Source organism: Bradyrhizobium huanghuaihaiense (assembly GCF_025200885.1).
GTDB lineage: Bacteria > Pseudomonadota > Alphaproteobacteria > Rhizobiales > Xanthobacteraceae > Bradyrhizobium > Bradyrhizobium huanghuaihaiense.
This window is the reverse complement of the sequence record NZ_CP104172.1, coordinates 117,284-139,645: the sequence shown is the minus strand read 5'-3', so window position 1 is coordinate 139,645 and position 22,362 is coordinate 117,284. Positions and strand designations below refer to the sequence as shown.

The 22,362-nt window shown below is 65.1% G+C and carries 20 protein-coding genes; 12 read left to right on the top strand and 8 right to left on the bottom strand.

Going from position 1 to position 22,362, the window contains the following annotated elements; translation table 11 throughout:
• Window positions 1–30: 30 nt before the first annotated feature.
• Window positions 31–1,302, bottom strand: a complete 1,272-nt coding sequence (locus tag N2603_RS00605; RefSeq protein ID WP_260387310.1) for an MFS transporter — start codon at window positions 1,300–1,302, stop codon at window positions 31–33.
• Between the two features lie 401 nt (window positions 1,303–1,703).
• On the opposite strand from N2603_RS00605, the gene N2603_RS00600 reads away from it, so the two are divergent.
• From N2603_RS00600 to N2603_RS00560, 9 genes are all read left to right on the top strand, one after another.
• Complete coding sequence (locus tag N2603_RS00600; RefSeq protein ID WP_260387309.1) at window positions 1,704–3,026, top strand: UbiA family prenyltransferase; 1,323 nt, start codon at window positions 1,704–1,706, stop codon at window positions 3,024–3,026.
• A gap of 101 nt (window positions 3,027–3,127) precedes the next feature.
• Window positions 3,128–3,742 carry a ribonuclease D gene (locus N2603_RS00595; RefSeq protein WP_100177813.1) on the top strand — a complete coding sequence of 205 codons (615 nt, stop codon included), beginning with the start codon at window positions 3,128–3,130 and terminating at the stop codon, window positions 3,740–3,742.
• 217 nt (window positions 3,743–3,959) lie between these two features.
• Entirely contained in the window at window positions 3,960–4,682 is a 723-nt protein-coding gene (gene lptC, locus N2603_RS00590; protein WP_260387308.1) for an LPS export ABC transporter periplasmic protein LptC, read from the top strand.
• 5 nt (window positions 4,683–4,687) lie between these two features.
• Entirely contained in the window at window positions 4,688–5,437 is a 750-nt protein-coding gene (locus N2603_RS00585; RefSeq protein ID WP_260387307.1) for an LptA/OstA family protein, read from the top strand.
• Window positions 5,438–5,649: 212 nt separating this feature from the next.
• The gene (lptB, locus tag N2603_RS00580; protein WP_260387306.1) at window positions 5,650–6,684 is read left to right on the top strand and encodes an LPS export ABC transporter ATP-binding protein; all 1,035 of its coding nucleotides are present in this window, start codon (window positions 5,650–5,652) and stop codon (window positions 6,682–6,684) included.
• A gap of 91 nt (window positions 6,685–6,775) precedes the next feature.
• Window positions 6,776–8,395: an RNA polymerase factor sigma-54 gene (gene rpoN / locus N2603_RS00575; RefSeq protein ID WP_260387305.1), complete on the top strand. Its 1,620-nt coding sequence runs from the start codon at window positions 6,776–6,778 to the stop codon at window positions 8,393–8,395.
• 169 nt (window positions 8,396–8,564) lie between these two features.
• Window positions 8,565–9,176 carry a ribosome hibernation-promoting factor, HPF/YfiA family gene (gene hpf, locus N2603_RS00570; RefSeq protein ID WP_260387304.1) on the top strand — a complete coding sequence of 204 codons (612 nt, stop codon included), beginning with the start codon at window positions 8,565–8,567 and terminating at the stop codon, window positions 9,174–9,176.
• Window positions 9,177–9,398: 222 nt separating this feature from the next.
• Window positions 9,399–9,860: a PTS IIA-like nitrogen regulatory protein PtsN gene (gene ptsN, locus N2603_RS00565; RefSeq protein WP_027514736.1), complete on the top strand. Its 462-nt coding sequence runs from the start codon at window positions 9,399–9,401 to the stop codon at window positions 9,858–9,860.
• A 119-nt stretch (window positions 9,861–9,979) separates the two neighbouring features.
• Window positions 9,980–11,092 carry a tetratricopeptide repeat protein gene (locus N2603_RS00560; RefSeq protein WP_260387303.1) on the top strand — a complete coding sequence of 371 codons (1,113 nt, stop codon included), beginning with the start codon at window positions 9,980–9,982 and terminating at the stop codon, window positions 11,090–11,092.
• Window positions 11,093–11,261: 169 nt separating this feature from the next.
• On the opposite strand, the gene N2603_RS00555 is transcribed toward N2603_RS00560, so the two are convergent.
• The gene (locus N2603_RS00555; RefSeq protein ID WP_260387302.1) at window positions 11,262–11,900 is read right to left on the bottom strand and encodes a TetR/AcrR family transcriptional regulator; all 639 of its coding nucleotides are present in this window, start codon (window positions 11,898–11,900) and stop codon (window positions 11,262–11,264) included.
• 284 nt (window positions 11,901–12,184) lie between these two features.
• On the opposite strand from N2603_RS00555, the gene N2603_RS00550 reads away from it, so the two are divergent.
• The 3 genes from N2603_RS00550 to N2603_RS00540 are packed head-to-tail and all read left to right on the top strand — an operon-like array spanning window position 12,185 to window position 15,750.
• A complete protein-coding gene (locus N2603_RS00550) occupies window positions 12,185–12,988 on the top strand; it encodes an SDR family NAD(P)-dependent oxidoreductase (protein WP_260387300.1) in 804 nt (267 codons plus the stop codon).
• A gap of 34 nt (window positions 12,989–13,022) precedes the next feature.
• On the top strand, window positions 13,023–14,153 hold the full coding sequence (locus tag N2603_RS00545; protein WP_260387299.1) for a DUF5938 domain-containing protein: 1,131 nt from the start codon (window positions 13,023–13,025) through the stop codon (window positions 14,151–14,153).
• Window positions 14,154–14,211: 58 nt separating this feature from the next.
• Window positions 14,212–15,750, top strand: coding sequence for an AMP-binding protein (locus N2603_RS00540; RefSeq protein WP_260387298.1), 1,539 nt, complete (start codon window positions 14,212–14,214; stop codon window positions 15,748–15,750).
• On the opposite strand, the gene N2603_RS00535 is transcribed toward N2603_RS00540, so the two are convergent.
• From N2603_RS00535 to N2603_RS00510, 6 genes are all read right to left on the bottom strand, one after another.
• Window positions 15,751–16,671: an FAD binding domain-containing protein gene (locus N2603_RS00535; RefSeq protein WP_260387297.1), complete on the bottom strand. Its 921-nt coding sequence runs from the start codon at window positions 16,669–16,671 to the stop codon at window positions 15,751–15,753.
• Complete coding sequence (locus tag N2603_RS00530) at window positions 16,668–19,355, bottom strand: molybdopterin-dependent oxidoreductase (RefSeq protein ID WP_260387296.1); 2,688 nt, start codon at window positions 19,353–19,355, stop codon at window positions 16,668–16,670. Before N2603_RS00530 ends, N2603_RS00535 begins: the two co-directional genes overlap by 4 nt.
• Window positions 19,352–19,993, bottom strand: a complete 642-nt coding sequence (locus N2603_RS00525; RefSeq protein ID WP_018645063.1) for a TetR/AcrR family transcriptional regulator — start codon at window positions 19,991–19,993, stop codon at window positions 19,352–19,354. The genes N2603_RS00530 and N2603_RS00525 overlap by 4 nt, the downstream gene beginning before the upstream one ends.
• Window positions 19,994–20,215: 222 nt before the next feature.
• On the bottom strand, window positions 20,216–20,488 hold the full coding sequence (locus N2603_RS00520; protein ID WP_018645064.1) for a BQ00720 family protein: 273 nt from the start codon (window positions 20,486–20,488) through the stop codon (window positions 20,216–20,218).
• A 50-nt stretch (window positions 20,489–20,538) separates the two neighbouring features.
• The gene (locus tag N2603_RS00515; protein ID WP_014438749.1) at window positions 20,539–20,964 is read right to left on the bottom strand and encodes an Hsp20 family protein; all 426 of its coding nucleotides are present in this window, start codon (window positions 20,962–20,964) and stop codon (window positions 20,539–20,541) included.
• A gap of 299 nt (window positions 20,965–21,263) precedes the next feature.
• Entirely contained in the window at window positions 21,264–22,349 is a 1,086-nt protein-coding gene (locus N2603_RS00510; protein WP_260387295.1) for a sn-glycerol-3-phosphate import ATP-binding protein UgpC, read from the bottom strand.
• Between the last annotated feature and the right edge of the window lie 13 nt (window positions 22,350–22,362).

Below are 22,362 nucleotides of genomic sequence, written 5' to 3'. Positions count from 1 at the left end.
GCTGTGATGATTGCCGAGATCGCTTCCCCGTCACACCACCCGCTTCCCCGTCCGCTCCGCCACCGCCTTCTGCACGAAATACATCGCGACCAGCGTGACGATCGTCGTCATGACGACGACGTAGCCGATCCGGTCGAAATGGATCAGCGCGCCGTCGGGCGCCTGCGCGATGATGGCGCCGGCGAGGACTGAGCCGAGACCGCCGGAGAGCTGCTGCAGCGAGGCGCTGACCGCGCTGAACGAGCCGCGCTGGGTTGGGTCGGGGACCGCCGACATCAGCGCCTGCGACGGGATCATGCGCGAGAAGATGCCGACGAACATCAGCACGTTCACGGTGATCGCGGTCGTAAGCGAGACGTGGCCGAGATGGGTGTAGATCAGCACCATCACGACGGTCATCGCGCAGCCGAACACGAAGGTCGGATATTTGCCGAACGCGTCGCTGGCGCGGCCGACCAGCGGCCCCGTGACGATGCTGAACAGGCCGGAGACGAGATAGATCGTCGGCAGATGCAGCATGTCGATGCCGAGATTGTGCACGGTGTAGGCGCTCGAGAACGGCATCAGCATGTAGCCGCCGGTCGCAAGCAGCGTCGTGACGGCGAAGGCCAGCGTATAGCGCGGCTCACCGACCGTCGCGATCAGATGGTGGAACGGGTTTCTGTCCTGCTTGAGCCGGAGATGCGCGTCGACCGGCTCCATGACGAAGGCGATGATGGCGATCGTGACGATCGACAGGCCGACGATCGCGACAAAGCAGATCTGCCAGCTCCAGTGATTGGCGAGAAACAGCCCGGCGGGAATGCCGAGCACCTGGCTCGCGGCGAATGCGGTCTGCACGAAGCCCATCACGCGGCCGCGCAGATGCAGCGCGAACAAATCGGTGATGATGGCCAGCACCACCGAGCCGATCACGCCGCCGAACAATCCGGTCACGATCCGGCCGATCAGCAGCACGTGGTAGTTCTGCGCCATGGCGCAGAGCAGGGTGCCGAGCGTGAAGCCGACATAGAAGAACAGCAAGAGGCGCTTGCGGTCGAAGCGGTCGGCAAAGCCCGCGGCGAGGATGCCGGAAAGTCCCGCGCTGAAGGCGTAGGCCGACACCGCGATGCCGAACTGCGCAGCCGTGATGTTGAGCGCGGGCATCAGGATGGCGCCGAGCGGCGACATGATGATGAAGTCGAGGATGATGGTGAACTGCGTGAACGCCAGCAGCGCGATGAGGAGCGCCTGGTAGCGCGAAAAGCCGCGCTTGCGGTCCTGTTGGTCGTCGATCGGCGCGGCGAGCGTTTGTTCAGTCATCACATTCCATTCGCGGTGAGCGGGGCAGTCGGTGCGGGAAGCTCGCAACAGATAAGTATGCCCGGACGATTTTCACGGGGCGCCTGCCGAGCGCTCCGACGGAGGTGCGTTCCCTCCCCCCTTGTGGGGAGGGCTAGGGAGGGGGTAGCCCAGGAAAAGGTGCAGAGATTGTTAAGGATGTACCAAGGGCAGGTGCGCGACGGAAAGAGTCCCCGTGTGGCACCCCTCTTCCTGACCCTCCCCCGCAAGGGGGGAGGGAAGGAGAGACCGCTGCCGTAGGCCGAAATCCGGCCGATTAAGCCGCCTTTAGCGAATGTTCGCATAGGGTTCCGGCCATCCATTTCCCCTGCTCCCCGGCCCCCTCGGGCCGGTCATGCCGCGGCGAGTAAGAGCGTTTTCGGATGGAGCAGCCTGCCTGGCATTACGATCCTGGCGTCCCCGAGCCGTCGGCAAATCCGGCCGCGGCGCGGACGCTCGTGATCGATCTCGAGGGCGCCCTGCTGCGGTCCGAGCTGCTGATGGAGGCGCTGTTCTCCAGCCCCGGCCGCATGCTGGCCCGCTTCGGCGCCGGCGGACGGGCGGGCATGGCGGCGCTCACGGCGATCCTGGCGCGGGCCAGGATCGACTACGCCCACCTGCCCTATGATCCCGACGTGCTGAACCGGGCGCTGGCGGCGCGGGCGCGGGGCGAGAAGATCTATCTCGTCGCGGGACGCTTCGCCGATCATGCCGCCGGCATCGCCTCGCATCTCGGCTTCGATGGCGTCGTCACGCCGGCCGATCTCGCCGCGGGCAGCCTGCCGTTCGATCGTGCCGCGATCGAGCGCATCGGTGCACGCAACAGCAGCCCTGCGAGCCTGAAGACCTGGGCGAAGGCGCTGCGCGTCTACCAATACGCCAAGAACACGCTGGTGTTCGTGCCCGTTATCACCGCGCACCAGATGAATTTCACGACGCTCGGCTACGCGCTGCTCGCGTTCCTGGCGTTCTCGGCCTGCGCTTCGGGCGCCTATCTGATGAACGATCTGCTCGACCTCGCCGCCGACCGGCAGCATCCGACCAAGCGCCACCGCGCGCTCGCGTCCGGCGATGTGCCGATCTCGTCCGCGTTGCTCGCGATCCCCGCGCTGTGGCTGTTTGCGGTCGCAGCTTCCCTCTTCATCTCGCCGCTGTTCCTCGGCGTGCTCGGCGCCTATCTCGCCACCACGATCGCCTATTCGCTCGTGCTCAAGCGCAAGATGCTGTTCGACGTCGTCACGCTCGCCGGGCTCTACAGCTTGCGCATCGTCGCCGGCGCCGTCGGTGTCGGCGTCGTGCTGTCGGAATGGCTGCTGATCTTCTCGCTGTTCGTGTTCACCTCGCTCGCCTTAATCAAGCGCTTCAGCGAGCTCAGCATGCGCGAGGGCGCCGGTCTCGCCGATCCCTCCAACCGCGACTACCGGATCACCGATCTGCACGTCATCGCCGCGATGGCGGCGGCGAGCGCCATGAACGCGGTGACCGTGTTCTCGCTCTATGTGTCATCAACCGCGGTGACGCCGCTCTACAGCCGCCCCTGGATGCTGTGGCTCATGACCCCGCTGCTGCTGTACTGGTTCGGCCGGGCCCTGATGATGGCGCATCGCCGCGAGATGCCGGATGATCCGATTTTGTATGCCTTCCGCGACGGCCCCAGCCGCACCACGGTCGCAGCGATGATCTGCATCATGCTGGCCGCGATCTGAACGGGCGCTTGCGCGGCCTGCCCCGAGTGGATACATCGCGGGCAATCCGAAATGAGCCTATTGTTCCAAAAGTCCGATTCGACCCGAGGTTTTGAAACGCCATGACCGTACGCCTGCACCGCGGCGACCTGCCCGACCTGTCCCGTTACACCGGAGCGGTGGCGATCGACACCGAAACCATGGGGCTCAATCCCCACCGTGACCGGCTCTGTGTGGTGCAGCTCTCGCCCGGCGACGGCAGCGCCGACGTGGTGCAGATCCCGAAGGGCCACACCGACGCGCCGAACCTGAAGGCCCTGCTGGCCAATCCCGCCATCACAAAAATCTTCCATTTCGCGCGGTTCGACGTCGCGGTGCTGTACCAGACCTTCGGGGTCATGACCGGGCCGATTTATTGCACCAAGATTGCCTCCCGCCTGACCCGCACCTATACCGACCGCCACGGCCTGAAAGACCTCGTGCGCGAGGTGCTCAATGTCGACCTCTCCAAGCAGCAGCAGTCCAGCGACTGGGGTTCCGACAGCCTGACCGAGCCGCAGCTCGCCTACGCCGCCTCCGACGTGCTGCATCTGCATGCCCTGCGCGAGCGGCTCGACGCCATGCTGGTCCGCGAGGGCCGCACCCAGCTGGCAAAGGCCTGTTTCGACTTCCTGCCGACCCGCGCTCTGCTCGACCTCCAGGGCTGGGAGGAAGAGGACATCTTTGCGCATTCCTGAGGCCTGAGCGGGCCTCCAAAGCATGATCCGGACCCGAAGGGCCGCGCCAGCGCAAAGTGCGAAGCGGTTTTCCGAAGAGATCATGCGTAAATAGGCCGGGCCGGCGCCCCGTTTCGGACACTTTCCTGCGGCCTCTCGCGGGCTGCACATTCGGCCGCCGCCGGGTACAATGGCGCGGCCTTCAACCGGACAAGGCGAGCGACCCTCTGGAGCAGCGGTGAATTCGGCCCAGAATCCCACCTACGACGCCGCGCTTGCGGCGAAGTTTGCCAGAGCGGCGCGCCACAGCCGCCTGGTGCGGATTCTGCGCGTCGCAGTGCCGGTGACGGTGATCGCGTCCATCGCCGCGATCGTCGCCGTCTCGACCTTCCTCAATCCTTTCACGATCCCTCTCAAGCTCGACTCCGGAAACCTCGTGGTGACAGGCACCAGGATCACGATGGAATCGCCGCATATGTCCGGCTTTACGCCGGACCGCCGGCCCTACGAGCTCTGGGCCAAAACGGCAACGCAGGACATCACCGACCCTGATCATGTCGATCTCGCCGATCTGCGCGCGAAGGTGCTGATGGAGGATCAGTCGACCCTGTTCCTCGATGCGCGCACCGGCCGCTTCGACAACAAGCAGCAGCAGCTCGACCTGCACAAGGACATCTTCCTGCGCACCTCGACCGGCTATGAGGCGCGGCTGAATTCGGCTTTCGTCGACATGGGCAAGGGCACCGTCTCCTCGGACGAGCGTGTCGACGTCAAGCTGACCAACGGCACGCTGACCGCGGATCGCCTGCGAATCACGGAGGGCGGCGACGTCATCCGCTTCGAAGGCAATGTGGTGATGCACCTGGACAAGCTCGACGACGGTGCCGCCGCGCAGCCTGCGCCGGCCGAGCCCGCGCCGCCGCCGGCCAAGTCAAAGAACAAGTCTGCCAATTCAAAGTGATTTTCATGATCAGGATTTTTCCGCGCAACGAGGACAAGCGTCGCGCCATCATCGGTGCGGCCGCGCTGGCCGTCGGCGTCGCGCTGGTCGCTGGCGGTGCGGCCATCGCGCAGAGCACGATGCAGGGCGTGCCGAACGCGATGCAGGGCTTCTCGCAGAACCGCGATCAGCCGATCCAGATCGAGGCCGCTTCGCTCGAGATGCGCGACAAGAAGAAGGAGGCGACCTTCGCCGGCAATGTGAAGGTCGTGCAGGGCGACACCACCATGACCTCGAAGACGTTGGTGGTGTTCTACGAGTCGGGCGGTGACAAGCCCGCGCCGGCGCAGCCTGCGGCGAAGGGAGCCAAGAGCAGCAGCACCGGCGCGCCGATGCAGTCGGCGACACCGGGGCCCGGCGGCGCCTCGTCGATCAAGCGGCTCGAGGCGCGCGGCAATGTGGTGGTCACCCAGAAGGATCAGGTGGTGACCGGCGAGACCGCCGTGTTCGACACCAAGACCAACCTCATCACCATGCTCGGTGGCAGCGGCGGCCAGGTGGTCCTGACGCAGTGCAAGAACGTGCTGCGCGGCGACCGTCTGATGGTCGACATGACGACGGGCGTCTCGCGGGTGGAGTCGGATAGCGGCAGGGTGCAGGCCCTGCTGCCGCAGGGCGGCAGCAATGATTGCGGCCCGGGTGCCCAGGGCGGGCAAGGCGGCAAGCCCGCCGCGGGGTCGCCCTTGCAGCTGCCCGGTGCAACTAAACCAAAGTAAATTCAACGGCTTGTTTCGGATGCCCCCGATCCGAGGTTGAAGCTTGCCCGGCGAGACTGTATCTAGCGCGAAGGGCTTTCGAAGCGGGGTCCGCCGCTTACCGGGCGTGTTTCATTGGGCATGGGACATCCCTTCACTCATGCTGCGTCGGCGAATCGATTAAGCCGGGGCGGCAGATCGCGCGAAATGCCGCGAAAAGCTAGAAGGCGGGGATGGTCGATCTCTTCAGCATGTTCCGTCGGCGCCCCGCCAAGCGCGGCCGGCCAGGATTTGCACGTCAGGACATCACCGCCCTCGGTGACAGCGTCGGTGGCCTCGTGCCAAGCCCCGTGCGGGACGCGCCGCCGATCGCCCGTGACCAGCCGATGCACGCGCCCGACCAGTTCCAAGGGGATTATCAAGGGGGCTATCAAGACGATTACCAGGTCGATTACCAGCCCGAGCCGCCGCGGGCGCAGGCGGTCCATCCGGTCAGGGCGGCCGCCAAGCCGAACGGCGGCGGCGCGCCGCAGCTTCTGAAGCGGCCGGGCTTCCTGGCTGTGCATAGCGTGGAAAAGAGTTTCGGCAGCCGCCAGGTGGTGCGCGGCGTCAGCATCTATGTGCGTCGCGGCGAGGCGGTCGGCCTGCTCGGCCCCAACGGCGCCGGCAAGACCACCGTGTTCTACATGATCACCGGCCTGATCAAGGCCGATCGCGGCGCGATCGAGCTCGACGGTCACGACGTCACTAAGCTGCCGATGTATCAGCGCGCGCGGCTCGGCATCGGCTATCTGCCGCAGGAGGCCTCGATCTTCCGCGGCCTCACCGTCGAGCAGAACATCCGTGCCGTGCTCGAAGTTGTCGAGCCCTCGCGCAAGAAGCGCGAGCAGCAGCTCGACTCGCTGCTCGACGAATTCAACATCACGCGCCTGCGAAAATCACCGTCGATCGCGCTGTCGGGCGGTGAGCGTCGCCGCGTCGAGATCGCGCGCGCGCTGGCGACGCGTCCGAACTACATGCTGCTCGACGAGCCCTTCGCCGGCATCGATCCGATCGCGGTCGGCGACATCCAAGATCTCGTTCGCCATCTCACCAATCGCGGCATCGGCGTGCTCATCACCGACCACAATGTGCGCGAGACGCTCGGCCTCACCGATCGCGCCTACATCGTCTATGCCGGTGAAATCCTGACCGAGGGTAGTCCGGATGAGATCGTCGCCGATCCGGACGTGCGCCGCCTTTACCTTGGCGAGGAATTCCGCCTCTAGCCCTTTTTTCCAATTCGTCAAGACGTGTACATCGGGCTGAGACTAGGATAAGCAAAAATCGGACCAACTTCTTGGGATCGGTTCTTGCTTCATGGCGCTTACGCAGAGATTAGAGTTCCGGCAATCGCAGTCGCTGGTCATGACGCCGCAGCTGATGCAGGCGATCAAGCTGCTGCAATTGTCCAATCTCGATCTCACGACCTTCGTGGAAGAGGAACTCGAGCGTAACCCCCTGCTGGAACGGGCCAGTGACGAGGCGCCCACCGAGGCCCCGGCCGAGGCCGGCCAGTTCAGCGACGGCGATGATTTCGGCGGCAGCAATGGCGACGAGCCGGGCGGTGGCTCGGGCGAGGCCTTCGAGCCGGGCCAGGAAGAATGGATGAGCAAGGATCTCGGCACCCGCGCCGAGATCGAGCAGACCCTGGACACGGGCCTGGACAACGTCTTCTCCGAGGAGCCGGCCGAGGCCGCGGCGCGCAACGCCCAGGACGCGGCACCGACCACCTATACCGAATGGGGCGGCGGCGCCTCGGGTGACGAAGACTACAATCTCGAGGCTTTTGTCGCGGCCGAGACGACGCTGTCGGACCATCTCGCCGAGCAGCTCTCGGTCGCCTTCACCGCACCCGCGCAGCGCATGATCGGCCAGTACCTGATCGACCTCGTCGACGAGGCCGGCTATCTGCCGCCCGATCTCGGCCAGGCCGCCGAACGTCTTGGCGCGTCGCAGCAGGAGGTCGAGGACGTCCTCGCCGTGCTGCAAAAATTCGACCCGCCCGGCGTCTGCGCGCGCTCCCTGAGCGAATGCCTGGCGATCCAGCTCCGCGAGCTCGACCGCTACGACCCCGCGATGCAGGCCCTCGTCGAGCATCTCGACCTGCTTGCCAAGCGCGACATCGCCGCCCTGCGCAAGCTCTGCGGCGTCGATGACGAGGACATCGCCGACATGATCGGCGAGATCCGCCGCCTCAATCCCAAGCCCGGCATGAAGTTCGGCTCGGCCCGGCTCCAGACCATGGTGCCCGACGTCTATGTCCGCCCGGGTCCGGACGGCGGCTGGCATGTCGAGCTCAACAGCGACACCTTGCCGCGCGTGCTGGTCAACCAGACCTACTATTCCGAGCTGTCCAAGAAGATCGGCAAGGACGGCGACAAGTCCTACTTCACCGATGCGCTGCAGAACGCCACCTGGCTCGTGCGCGCGCTCGACCAGCGCGCCCGCACCATCCTGAAAGTTGCAACCGAGATCGTGCGCCAGCAGGACGGCTTCTTCACCCACGGCGTCGCGCATCTGCGGCCGCTGAATCTGAAGGCCGTCGCCGACGCCATCCAGATGCATGAATCCACGGTGTCGCGCGTCACCGCCAACAAGTACATGGCGACAAATCGCGGCACATTCGAATTGAAATATTTCTTCACGGCCTCGATCGCCTCGGCCGACGGCGGCGAGGCGCATTCGGCCGAAGCCGTGCGTCACCACATCAAGCAGCTGATCGATTCGGAGGCGCCCTCCGCGATCCTGTCGGACGACACCATCGTGGAACGGTTACGCGCCTCGGGCATTGATATTGCCCGCCGCACGGTCGCGAAGTACCGCGAAGCCATGCGCATTCCCTCCTCGGTGCAACGCCGCCGCGACAAGCAGAGCGCTCTTGGTAACGTCCTCTCCACCGCACTGTCCGATCGCTCCCGCAACACCGAGCCGGCCTGATTGCGCTCGCGCCAAATCGCGCTACTCTCAATCCCCCATCGAGACCGGTCCAAGCATGCGCATGATCCGGAAAAGGACCCAGCGGTTTTCCGAGCGGACCATGCGCAGGGAACAACCCCAGCTGCGATGACGCGTCATTGCAGCTCGGCGTAACCAAGCGAGGCATCACATGACCCTTCGAATTTCCGGAAAGAGTGTCAGCGTCGGCGAGGCCCTGCGCGGCCGCGTTACCGACCGGACTGAAGAGGTCCTGCGCAAATATTTCGACGGCAATTATTCCGGCCACATCACGCTCTCCAAGGATGGCTTCGGCTTCCGCACCGACTGCGCGTTGCATCTGGATTCGGGTATCACGCTGGAGGCCGACTCGAACGCGCCCGACGCCTATGCCAGCGCCGACCAGGCGCTCCTGATGATCGAGAAGCGCCTCAAGCGCTACAAGAGCCGGCTCAAGGATCGTTCGGCCCGCAAGACCCATGTCGCCAATGCGGCGCTGGCCGCGCTCGACGCCACGGCCTACGTGCTGGAGGCGCCTGGCGAAGGGGAGGACGAGGAGGAGATCACCGGCTACAGCCCCGTGATCATCGCCGAGGCCACCACCTCGCTGAAGCAGCTCTCGGTCAGCGAAGCCGTCATGGAACTGGACCTCAGCGGGGCACCCTGCCTGGTATTCCAGCATGGCTCCAGCGGCCGCGTGAACATCATTTACCGCCGCGCCGACGGCAATGTGGGCTGGGTCGACCCGCCCGGGGCCAAAGGCGACGGGAAGGCGGGCGGTTAGGGCCCAAAATCGGGCCCCGTATCATCCGCAGCCCTTAACAATGACCGGGGCAAAGCCGCACGCAGCAGTTGGCACCGGGATTGCGTTGGAGTAGAAGCGCCCCACATCAGGATCGGGGCTAAGTCCCCCTCCTGCTTCACCTTCTTGACGCCGGCCCGGCGTGGTTCTTTCCAAGCTGGCCAATTCGGAACCTGTCGGTTTAATTCACCTCGGAAACCTTCCATGCCGATTACCGATCTGGTCGCACCCGAGGCGATTCTCCCGGCATTGAAGGTCAACAGCAAGAAGCAGGCCCTGCAGGAGCTTGCGGCGAAGGCCGCTGAGCTCACCGGGCAGAACGAACGCTCGGTGTTCGAGGTGCTGCTGCAGCGTGAGAAGCTCGGTACCACCGCGGTCGGCTATGGCGTCGCCATTCCCCACGGCAAGCTGCCCAAGCTGGAAAAGATCTTCGGCCTGTTCGCGCGCCTCGATCGTCCGATCGATTTCGAGTCGATGGACGGCCAGCCGGTCGATCTCGTCTTCCTGCTGCTCGCCCCCGAAGGCGCCGGCGCCGACCACCTCAAGGCGCTCGCACGCATCGCCCGCCTGCTCCGCGACCAGGACATCGCCAAGAAGCTCCGCGCCTCGCGCGACGCCCAGGCGATCTATTCGGTGCTCGCGCTGCCGCCGGCGACCGCGGCGTAAGTCTCTCCCCCCGTTCGAACCCGCACCGCGCCGTCTGCGACATATTGCAGCCGGGCGCTGGCGTATTGCGCCATCAATCCACCTGCGACCGGCCCGATTTCTGTACGGGATATTGCCACATGATTTGCGGTTCGATTGGCCGGGCCTTTGGTCTGCTCTGCTCTGTCATCATTGCTGCCACGGTCGTGGCCCACGCTGACGACGCGTCGAACGATCATGTCATCGCCGAGAAGACCGAGATCATTGCGGCTGACCCGACCAATGCCGCGGCTTACGAGTTGCGTGGTGAAGCGTATTACATGAAGCGCGACAAGGATCGCGCCTTCGAGGATTGCAGCGCCGCGATCCGGATCGATCCGAATTTCGGGCGGGCCTATCATTGCCGCGGGCGTGCCTATTCCGCCAAAGGCGATCGCGATCACGCCATGGCCGACTACAACGAGGCCATTCGTCTCGATCCCGACTATGGCGCGCCCTACACCTCGCGCGCCGAGGAATATTTCAATCACCGCGATTTCGATCTCGCGATCGCCGGCTTCACCGAGGCCATCGAACGCAGCCCCAAGCAGGCCTACCGTGCGCTCATGATGCGCGGGCAGGTCTATGCGGTGAAGGGCGACGCCGATCGGGCCGCCGCCGATTACACCGAGGCGATGCAGCGGAATCCAGCCGCTGCCTGGCCCTACGAGCTGCGAAGCAACATTCGTCTCAACAAGGGCGAGGTCGATGCAGCCCTGGACGATTGCGACAGCGCCGTCCGTCTCGAGCCCGGAAGTGCCGGCGGCCATTATTGCCGGGCCATTGTGTTCCTGAACAAGGACGACATCGACGGCACCATCCGGGAGCTGGATGACGTCACGAGAATCACGCCGGCTTTCCCGAAGGCCTATCGCATTCGAGGCGTCGTCCTGCACAGGAAGGGCGACGACAAACGCGCCCTTGCCGATCTCGACGAAGCGATTCGGTTACAGCCGGGGAATCTGGACGCCTACAAGGATCGCGCCGGCGTGTTTCGGGACATGGGACAGCACGACCGCGCGCTCGCCGACTACAACGAGGCGCTTCGACTCGATCCCAAAAGCCAGGATGCCCTGGCCAATCGCGGCCTTCTCTACATGCTGATGTCCGACGCCAAACATGCGCGCGCGGATTTCAACAGCGTGCTCGCGCTGCCGCCGACCGACAAATGGGCCGTCGACACCGCGCGCGAAGGGCTCGGCTTTGTGAAGTGATGCGAGAAAGATCTCTCCCCACAGTCATTGCGAGCGTAGCGAAGCAATCCAGGATCTCTCCGCGGAGGGTTTCTGGATTGCTTCGTCGCATCAGCGCAAAATTGTTTCGCAATTTTGTCGCGCGCCCCTCGCAATGACGATGCGGAAGCTTCGCGGGTGCTGCCGCGCGTCAGCAGACCGTCGGCAGCAGGCGCCGGACTTCATCGAGCAGTTCGGGAATCGCCGTCTTGTCACCCGCGAGGTGCTTGAGCAGCGCACTCTGGAACAGACCGTCGAACAGCGCATAGAGCGCGGCCGGCGACGACGCCGGCCGCTTGCCGCCGAGCTCGGCATAGCGGTAGGCGATGCGCCAGATCATCGCTTCCAGGCTCTTGTCGATCTCGATTACATCCTTGCGAAACGCCGCCTCGAACATCGCTTGCGAACGCAGGTCGTACCAAAGACGGTGCATACGGGCTTCGTTCTGCAGCGTTGCTGCGAGCTTGGCGAGGAAACCCTCCGTCAGTTCGTCGCGGCTCGTTGCTGTCGCGACGACCTCGTCATATCGCGTCACGCACTTCGCCTTGTAGTGGCGGACGCAGCAGCAGATCAGATCGAGCTTGTCGCTGAAATAATAGTGGAACACGCCGTGCGTGAACGCCGAGTTCTGCGCGATTTCGCGCAGGCTCGTGCGTGCGAAGCCGAGCTCTCCAAGTGTCTCGAGCGCGGCCTCGGCAAGCTCGACGCGCCGCGCGTTGAACTTCTCGTCGCGCAGCACCTCGGCCGCATCAGCCACACGCCGGGCCGCTCCCGTCACCTGCCGCGCCATCTCGTCCCTTCCTCAGTCCCGTTCTTTCAAGGGCTTATACCGCGTCGACCGCGGAATGCTTCATCCCCTCACAACCACTTCCTTTGACAACTGTCAAATTCGTTCTTGACAAGTGTCAAGTTTCTGGCGGAGGTTCGCACCAAGAATTTGGACAGTCGTCAAGACGTCCGACCATGGAGGAACGCTTCGCTGGGTGCCGCCGAAAAGGCCTGCGCCCATCGACTTGGTGCGCGCCGATTGGCGCAGCACGAATCGATCAATCACCAGCAACGGAGGAGTGCGTCATGAGCGGGAAGAGCCTTGCAGGCAGGAAAGCCCTGGTTACCGGCGGTGCCCGAGGAATCGGCGCGGCCATCGCGCAAGCGTTGGCGCGAGCCGGCGCCTCGATCATGATCGCCGACATCCTGGAGGAGGCCGGCCGCGCCAGCGCAGCCGCTATCGCGAAGGAGGATGTCACGACGGGCTTCGTCCAGCTCGACGTCACCGACGACGCTCAATGGGAGCGGGCGGTTGCCAAGACGGTCGCAACCCTCGGCGGCTACGACATTCTGATCAACAATGCCGGCATCGAGGTCACGTCGCTGATTTCCGAGGTTAGGGCCGAGGACGCACGGCGGATGTGCGACGTCAATATCGTCGGCACCGTGCTCGGCATGAAGCACGCCTTCCGCGCCATGCGCCCGGGCGGGCCGGCCGGCAAGGGCGGCGCAGTCGTCAACATCGCTTCCGTCGCGGCGACGATCGCCTTCCCGAGCATCGCGGTCTATTCCGGCACGAAATCTGCGGTCGATCGCATGACAAGGGTCGCTGCGATGGAGGCCGGCAAGCTCGGTTATGGCGTGCGCGTCAACTGCATCTATCCCGGGCTGATCCCGACCGACATGGGAATGCAGCTCGCCAACGACATCGTGAAGATCGGTCTCGCGCCTGACGTCAACGCCGCGGTCGGCTCGGTGGTGGAGCAAACCCCGCTCGGCCGTCTCGCCGAGGTCACGGACATTGGCGATGCCGTGGTGTTCCTGTGCTCGAACGAGGCGCGCTTCATCACCGGCATCGGACTGCCGGTCGATGGCGGCATGGGCATGTAGCAGAACCTGACAACAAACATTTCGGAGGAACGCTATGAGTGCGAAGAAGCCCGTCATCGTCTATGGCGCGTCCGGCTACACCGGCCGCCTGGTCTGCGAATATCTGCGTGAGTACAACATCCCGTTCATCGCCGCCGGCCGCAGCGCCGAGAAGCTCAACGCCGCAATGAAGGCGAACGTGGCCGGCATCGAGACCGCCGACTTCGAGGTGGTGGAAGTGCCGCACACTGTGAGCGCGCTGACGGAGTTGTTCAACGGCGCCTCAGTGGTGCTCAACACAGTAGGCCCGTTCGCCAAGTTCGGCGGCGAGGTGGTGCAAGCCTGTTGGGCTTCCAGATGCCACTACACCGACACGACAGGCGAGCAGGACTGGCTGATCACGCTCGAACAGGAGTGGGGCACGAAGTTCGCCAATGCCGGCCTGCTGCTGGCGCCGGGCATCGCGCAGATGTACACCACCGGCGAGATCGCCGCCCAGCTCTGCCTGGAGACGCCCGGCCTCGACACGCTTGATATCGCCGTGTTCTGGGGCGGCAGCCCGACCATCGCCTCGACGCAGACCATCCTGGTCAATGCCGCGATGGCTAAGGCCTACTATCTGGAGCAGAACAAGTATGTCGAGCATCAGCCCGATGCCGGCCTCTACAACCTCGCCATCCCCGGCCAGCACGAGCTGGCGCTGGCGCTGCCCTGGGGCGGCACCTCGCACCCGGTGTGGTTCAAGCGCGATCCGCGCGTGGCCAACGTGAAGGTGCTGGGCGGTGTGTTCAACCGCGCGCTGATGCTGGGCGTGCCGCAGATCGTCGCCGCCGCGCTGGAGGCGACCAAGGACATGAACCCCGACGACCGCTACGCCGCGTTGGCGCAGACCGCCGCCGGTGTGATGAACACCATGCCGCCGCGCGAGAACCCGCGTGTCAACAAGTCGATGGATTCGGTGCATGCCTCCGGCCCGCTGGGGCGCGCGCACTGCGTCATCAACGGCAACAGCAACTACAAGCAGACCGGCTTGCTGCAGGCCTACGCCGCGGCGCACCTGCTGCAGCAGCCGCCCAGGCGCGTGGGCTTCGCCTCCGGCTGCCAGGCATTCGGTCACCACGAACTGCTCGGCCAGCTGCGCAGCTTCGGGCTGGTCAGCAAGCCGATCCTCACCGTGCACGACTGACAAAAATCGCGGGTTGCGTGGTCGCGCGTCGCCCGCGAGCTGGTTTTGGGGATTGATCATGCGCTTCATCGATTACCTCGACAAAGGCGCATCGCTCGGTGCTGACGCGCCGTGCCTGACCATGGACGGGCGCGATCTCAGCTATCGCGAGGTGCAGCGGCTGACCTACCGGGTCGCGCGCGGGCTCGCGCGATCGGGAATTGCTGCCGGCGAGAAGGTCGCAATCCTCTCCGGCAACGATCCGGTCGCGTTTGCCTGCGTGTTCGGCATTTCCCGCGCCGGCTCGGTCTGGTGCCCGATCAATCCGCGCAACGAGGCGGCTGAAAACCGGGTCATCCTCGACCAATTCGACTGCAGCCTGCTGCTGTTTCATTCAAGCTTCGCGCCGATGGTCGAGGCGGTGCGTGCAGAGCTGCCGAAGTTGCGCGGTCTCGTCTGCCTCGATGCCGAGTTACCCTTCGCGCCCTCGTTCGACAGCTGGCTCGCCGGCCTCGCCGACGACCCCTATCAACGCGAGACGGTCGACGATCTCGCGATGATTCCCGGCACCGGCGGCACCACCGGAAAGCCGAAGGGGGTCATGCTGTCGGGCCGCAACATCGAGGCCATGACGGCACTGACGCTGATGGGCTATCCCTTCAAGGGCCGTCCGGTCTATCTCGCGCTCGCGCCGTTGACCCACGCGGCCGGCGTGCTGTGTTTCCCGATCATGGCACTCGGCGGTCGCATCGTGATCATGCATCACCCCGACATCGCCGAATTCCTCGATCTGATCGAGCGCTACCGCGTCACGCACACATTCCTGCCGCCGACCGTGATCTACATGCTGCTCGATCATCCCAAGCTCGACTCCGCGAAGCTCGGGTCGTTGCAATGCTTCTGGTACGGCGCTGCGCCGATCTCGGCCGCGCGGCTTGCGGAGGCGCTCCAGCGTATCGGGCCAATGGCGCAGTTGTTCGGCCAGACCGAAGCGCCGATGATGATCTCGATGATGGCACCTAGCGAGCACTACAATGCCGACGGCACGATCGCGATGGAGCGCCTCGCTTCGGCCGGGCGGATCAGTCCGCTGGTGCAGGCCGGCATCATGGATGGCGACGGCAATTTGCTGCCGACCGGCGCACGCGGCGAGATCGTGGTCCGCGGCTCGCTGGTGATGGAAGGCTATTACAAAAATCCCGAGGCCACGGCGGAGGCCTACGCGCATGGCTGGCACCACACCGGAGACATCGGCTACATCGACGACGACGGCTACCTCTATATCGTCGATCGCGCCAAGGACATGATCATCACCGGCGGGTTCAACGTCTACTCGATCGAGGTCGAGAACGCGCTGCGGGCGCATGAGGCGGTGCAGGATTGCGCCGTGATCGGGCTGGCGGACGAGAAATGGGGTGAGCGAATCGTCGCCGTAGTCCAGCCCCGCGCCGGCCAGCGCGTCGATGCGACGGCGCTGGCAGCCTTCGTCAAGCAGCGGATCGGCAGCGTCAAGACGCCGAAGCAGATCGAAGTCTGGGACGATCTTCCGCGCTCCAAGGTCGGCAAGGTGCTGAAGCCGGATATCCGTGCGCGGCTGGCGGATCGCTCAGGTGGTTAGTTAGTCCGAAAGCCGCTCCAGCACGTCGCGCACCAGCCCTTGCAGAAGATCGAGCTTGTAGGCCGTCATCGGCAATGGTTTGGCACCCCAGCTCGCCGCTTTCGCCGCTTCTGCGATCGATGCCGCATTGGCAATCTTGCCACTGAGCTGGACTTCCACCGCGGTGAGGCGAAGCGGCACGGGCGCGACGCCGCCTGCAGCGAGACGCACGAGCTGGAACTTGCCGCCGGCGATCACAACGCGGGCGCAGAGCTCCACCAGCGGCCATTCCGCATAGGTCCGGCTGACCGCGCGCTTGTAGGACGCACGCTCACGCTCAAGCGGAGCAGGAAGCGCAATGCTCTTGATCATCTCGCCTGCGGCGAGTGTATGGTCGGCGTGCGAGACCGAGCCATCGCCGAGCAGATCCGTGATCGAGAGTCCGCTACGCCGGTTCGTGGCGATGGTCGCATCATAGGCGAGCAGGGCCGCCGCCATGGTTGAGGGATGCGGCGCGACGCACGGGCCAAGATCGAAGGCGACGCCATAGAGATGATTGCCAGACCGGGCAGGGCAGGTGCTGCCGCCTTTCTTCAGGCAATCGATGTCGGCCCGGCGGAAATACCAGCAGCGTGAACGCTGCGCGAGATTGCCGCCGAGCGTTGCAACCTGGCGCACCTGTGGCGTGGCGAGGCCTTGCGCGCTCGCCCCAATACCGGGATAGGCGGCGGCGATGCGCGCGTCCGTCGCGATCGTGGCGATGGTGGTCAGCGCGCCGATCTGGGCTGCTCCGTCGGCGTCCCAGGTGATCGCCTTGTTGCCGCTGCCCGAGATATCGATCAGCATTCCCTGCGACACGCCGCTGCGGCGTCGTTCGCTGAGGTCGGTGCCTCCGGCGCGGAATTCGGGCGCGGGCTTGGCGGTCATGACGGCGACGCTCATGCTGCATCCCTCCCTTTCAGCGCGGCCACCAGACGATCGGGCCGGAACGGAATTTCAGTCAGTCTCACGCCGATCGCATCGCGAATGGCGTTGGCGATCGCGGGCGAGGTCGGCACGGTCGCGACTTCGCCGATGCCGACGCTGCCGCCCGGCACATGCTCGAAACCGGCCTCGTCGAAATGCACGTCCAGTTTCGGCATGTCGGCAATCCCCGGAATGCGGTAATCCTCCATGCTGCCGCTCAGGATGTGGCCGCTGAGAGGATCGGTCTCCCGCGCCTCATAGAGTGCGTAGCCGATGCCCTGGATCACCGCGCCTGCGGCTTGGCTTCGCGCCAGCGTCGGCGCCGCGAGCTTGCCGATAGCAAGGCCCGTATAGGCGTTGAGCACGCGAACATGGCCGAGCCAGGTATCGACCTCGACTTCCATCACCTGCACCGAGCTCGGCACGCCGGCGCCGACCACCATGTGGTTCATCAGACGCAGCACCCAACCGAACACCCGGCCCATGATGCCCGCCTCGTGCAGCGCGGGCCTCACGCCGGGCGGCGGCTTGCCGTCCTCCTGGCGTCTCGCCGACACGGCGATGTCGGGAGACGCCGCGATCATCTCGCGCCACGGCGCGTTCGAGCCCGGAGCAGGTGTGCGAGACGCGGTGCGCTTGATTTCCGTTTTCAGCTTGTCGATGGCGAGTAAAGTCGGCGGCACCACCGAGGCGGTGACGCGGCTGCCGCCGGAGCCCGGTCCGGGCGGCAGGTTGGAGCGGCCGATGCGAACTTCCACATCCTGCGGCTCGAGATCGAACGCCTTCGCGACGGTGTTCGCGATCACGCTGCGCGTGCCCGTGCCGATATCCTGGACCGCGCAGCTTGCGACGATGCGGCCGCCCTTGACCGCGAGTTCGACCGAGGAGCCGGTCTGCCAGAGATAGAGCCAGTAGCCGGTGGCGACGCCGACGCCGCGCCGGTAGCGGCCGGTCTGCGAGGCGGCCGGCTTGCGATTTTTCCAGACGTCGAGGCCGGCAGCCCAGTCGTAAAGCCGCTGGCGGTTGGGATCAGTATCCCAGCGCTTGCGCAACTGGATCGGATCGACCTTCATGCGCAGCGCCGCTTCGTCGACCGCCTGCTCCAGCGCAAACGACATCGGCGGACCGCCGGGGCCGCGGAACGGCGCGCCGGGCGGCAAATTGCTGAGCACGTCGAAGTCGACGAGCTCTTTTGCTTCGGCCGGATAGATCAGCCGCGCCAGGCCGGCGATCAGCGAGTTCACGGCGGCGCCGGTATCGGCATGGGCGGTGAGCGACAGCGCCTTGAGGCGGCCTTCCGCCGAAGGCAGCAAGGACAGCTTCAGCTCGGCGGCCGGACGATAGCCGGCGACGGAAAGCTCCTCTTCACGATCGAAGGCGACACGCACCGGCGCCTCCGCGGCGCGCGCAAGCTCGATTGCGGCGATGGTCTCCAGCCCAACGCTGCCCTTGGAGCCGAACCCGCCGCCGACATGATCGGCGATCACACGCACCTTGTCGTGCGGAAGGCCATAACGCTTGGCGATCTTCTCCATGCTCTCGTGAATGGCCTGGGTCGAGATGTGCACGGTGAGCTGATCGCCATCGAACCTGGCCACGGCGGCATGTGGTTCGAGGCTTGCGTGCTGTTGCGTCGAGACGCGGAAAGTTTCCTCTACCAGCAGCGGATTGCGTTGCTGGCGCGCCTCGTCAAGCCAGCTCTTGGCCTGCTTGGCTTTTTGCGAGAACGGCGCCGAAGGCCCGCGCACATTGCCCTTCCACGACACCGGAGCGCCGCCGGCGCCCTCGGACACGTTGCCGGGACGCTTGCGGTCCTTCTTTTCGAACACGACTGGCGCATCGTCGCGTCGCGCTGCATCGAGCCCGATCACTGCGGGCAAAGGCTCGGGCTTGAAGCTGATCGCGGCAATTGCCTTCAGTGCGGTGCGGCGATCCTTGGCCGCGACGGCTGCAATCGGTGCGCCCACGAAGCGGACCATGTTGTCATCGTCGAGCAGCGGAACGACCGCGGCAACACCGGCAATGGCGCGCGCCGGCGCCAGATCAAGCCCGGTGATCCTCGCATGCGCGACGTGCGCGCGCAGGATGACGCCTTCGAGCTGGCCGTCATGGTGGATGTCGACTGTGTAGCGGGCCAGTCCCGTCACCTTGTCGCGGGCTTCCAGCCGCGGCGCGATGGGATCGTTGCCGTCGAAGCGGCCCGAGCATGCTTCGGCGACGGCGCGATAGATGCCTTCATAGGCGCCGCAGCGGCAGAGATGTCCCGATAGCGCGGCGGCGATCTCCTCGCGCGAGGGTGTCGCCGCGCCCTTGGTCGCGCGCCAGCTGTCATGGAAGGCGGTGGCTTCGACGACAAAGCCGGGCGTGCAGAAGCCGCATTGCAGGGCGTCGTGCGCCATGAACGCATTCTGCACCGGATGCAATCCGGCTGCTCCGACGCCCTCGATGGTCGTCAGCGATTTGTCGGCGGCCGCCTGCGCCGGCAACAGGCAGCTCACGACGGGCGTGCCGTCGAGCAGCACGGTGCAGGCGCCGCAGACGCCGGAGCCGCAGACGAGTTTGGTGCCGGTGAGGCCGCCATCGCGGATCACGTCGATCAAGAGCGCATCCGGATCGTCGGGTAGCACCAGAGGCCGTCCATTGATGGTCGTGGTGGTCATTCTCGAACTCCCGTTTTGCGTAGGGACTTCTTTCCGGACGGCGCCATCGCGCCGGCGATCAGCATGCGCAGCATGGTCTCGAGCTGTTTCAGGAACGCGTCGATCGGCTGCATGGAAGGGAAAGCGGATTTGGTGCCGTGGATCGCCATCTCGACGCAGCGCGCGAGCTCGCGCACGCTGACGCCGCTTTCGAGCGTGAGCTTTCGCTTGCGGCACACCCGCGCGATCGTGGTTGCGATCTCGTCGGCGAAACGATTGGAATAGCTCTGGTAGAGGTCGCGCGCCTGCGCGAGGTGCTCGGAAAACAGCTCCTCGATATGGGGCGAGTCCTTGAGCGAAGCGAGCAGCGACTGCATTCGCGCGCCGATCTCGGCGACCAGGATGTCGGCAAGCTCGAGGCCCGCTTCTTCCGCCGCCTTCGCCGCCGCGATTTCGGCAGCGAGCCCCTGCTCGTAGAGCCGCTCGAGCACGGCGCGAAACAGCGCCTCCTTGGAGGCGAAGTGATGATAGAGCGCCTGCCGCGTCAGTCCGGCTTCCTCCGCCGCCTGCTCGATCGAGGAGCGGCGGAAGCCGTGGCGCCGGAACACGCGCATGGCGGCGTCGAGGATCCGGTCCTGGGGAGGGGCCTTGGCCTGCATTTTGTCAGATTTGACAGATACGAACGAAATGTCAAATCACGGATTGATGACGGTCTCCTGCGCGCAAGAGCCAAGGCCGCCCCCGCAAGCGGGCGGGGACATCGCCGAATTCCCATTGGCTGGCGATGGCGACGCGAAAACATCACCTCTCAAATGAAAACGGGCACGTCTTCGCGTGAAGGCATGCCCGTTTGAAACCCTATTCGTGCGACGCGCTTGTGCTCAGTGCACGCTCACCGCTTGCAGCTCGTTGCTCCAGGCGTTGGCGACCGCGGCTTCCCGGCTGTCGGTCAGCATGATCGGCGTGCCGTCGGCGGCGTGGAGCGCGAAGAGCTTGAGGCCCGGCGCGATCTTGGGCGCCTCGGGAAACAGGTCCGGCACGTCCTCGGAACGGATCTGCTTCACATAGGCGATATGGCCTTCGCCGAGGGTTGCCAGCGTCTCCGGAGAGACATTCTTGGCTTCGTATTCGAACGCAACGTGACCTTCACTCATGGTCTCGACTCCTCTGGAACACTAAGCGGTCGAGTCCGCTACTCGTTCCATTATTCGTGCTCATTGATAGCGATTGTCTTAACGATCCTCTCCGGTTCAGGCCGGGCGAGATCGACCGACAACAGCCCGTTCTTCAGATCCGCACCCAGCACCAGCATCCCCTCCGCCAGCACGAAGGTGCGCTGGAAGTGGCGCGCGGCGATGCCGCGATGGATGTATTGCCGGGTCTTGTCGTCCTGCTGCCGTCCGCGGATCACCAGCTGGTTTTCCTCAATGGTTACATCGAGTTGGTCGCGGGTGAATCCGGCGACCGCCAGCGTGATGCGCAACCGCTCGGGCTGGCCGTCCGATCGGTCACACCTCTCGATATTGTAGGGAGGGTAGCCGTCGGCGCCTTTGACGACGCGGTCGAGCACGCGCTCGATCTCGTCGAAGCCCAGCAGGAACGGACTGGATAACGTGGGAACACGAGACATAGTTTACAAAGTCCTCTCGAAGCGACTTTGGTGTTTCGGGGCCCGATCAAGGCGCCCCTTGGTCAGCAATATGGGCATATCCGGTTGTGGGTTCAAGGACGTAGCGGGGGGCTGTGGATGGCCACGTCTGGCGCCCACACGCTCTGCCATCGCACAAAATGTTTACAATTCGTCATGGCGCCGAGACGCGCAGGCATGACGAATTTGTGGGGCGATTTATCTCAATGAAAACAGACCCCCTTCTACTGTGCATGGGGTTGTTTTCGTGCTTTTTTGATTGAGCAGGGCGCCGGAACGGCTCAGACCTCGATGCGCTGCCGCCCGTCGCCGCTGAACAAATGCAGCTTTTGGCGTACCGCGGCGACGCGGATCTTCTGGCCGATGGCGGGGGCCTCGGTTCCGGGGATGCGGACGATGACCTCGCCGGGCGGCAGCTCGCCCGGGGTGGCGGCGACGCGCTGGTCTTCCTGCTCGCGGGAGCCGTAGACGAAGGTCTCGGCGCCGACGCGCTCGATGGCCTCCACGGTCAGCGGCAAGGCCACGCCGCCGGCGGGCGTCTGGTCGGTGATGACAAAATCCTCCGGGCGGATGCCGACGATGCCGGCTTCGCCAGCGGCGCCGTCCAGCTGCGACTTGATCTCGTCCGGGCGCGTCGACATCAAATTCATCGGCGGCGCGCCGATGAAGGAGGCCACAAAAGTGGTTGCCGGCTTCTCGTAGATTGCGAGGGGATTGCCGACCTGCTCGACCTGGCCGCCGTTCATCACGACGAGGACGTCGGCGAGCGTCATCGCCTCCAGCTGGTCATGCGTGACGTAGATCGACGTCGTGTTCAGCCGGCGCTGCAATTTGCGGATCTCGACGCGCATGGCGATGCGCAGCTTTGCGTCGAGGTTGGAGAGCGGCTCGTCGAACAGAAACACCTTCGGCTGGCGCACGATGGCGCGGCCCATGGCGACGCGCTGGCGCTGGCCGCCGGAGAGCTGGCGCGGCTTGCGTTGCAGCATCGGCGCGAGCTCGAGCACGCGCGCGGCTTCCTCGACGCGGGTCTTGACCTCGGCCTCCGCCATGCCGCGGTTGCGCAGGCCGTAGGCCATGTTGTTGTAGACGCTCATATGCGGATAGAGCGCGTAGTTCTGGAACACCATCGCGATGTCGCGATCGGCGGGCTCGATCTGGTTGACGACGCGCCCGCCAATGTCGATCTCGCCGCCGGTGACGGTCTCGAGACCCGCGACCATGCGCAGCAGCGTGGACTTGCCGCAGCCGGAGGGGCCGACCAGCACGCAGAACTGCCCGTCGGCGACATCGACGTTGACGCCTTTGATGGCCTCGAAGCCGCCGGTGTAGGTCTTGCGGACGTTGCGCAGGGTGACGTTAGCCATAGAAACTCGCTTG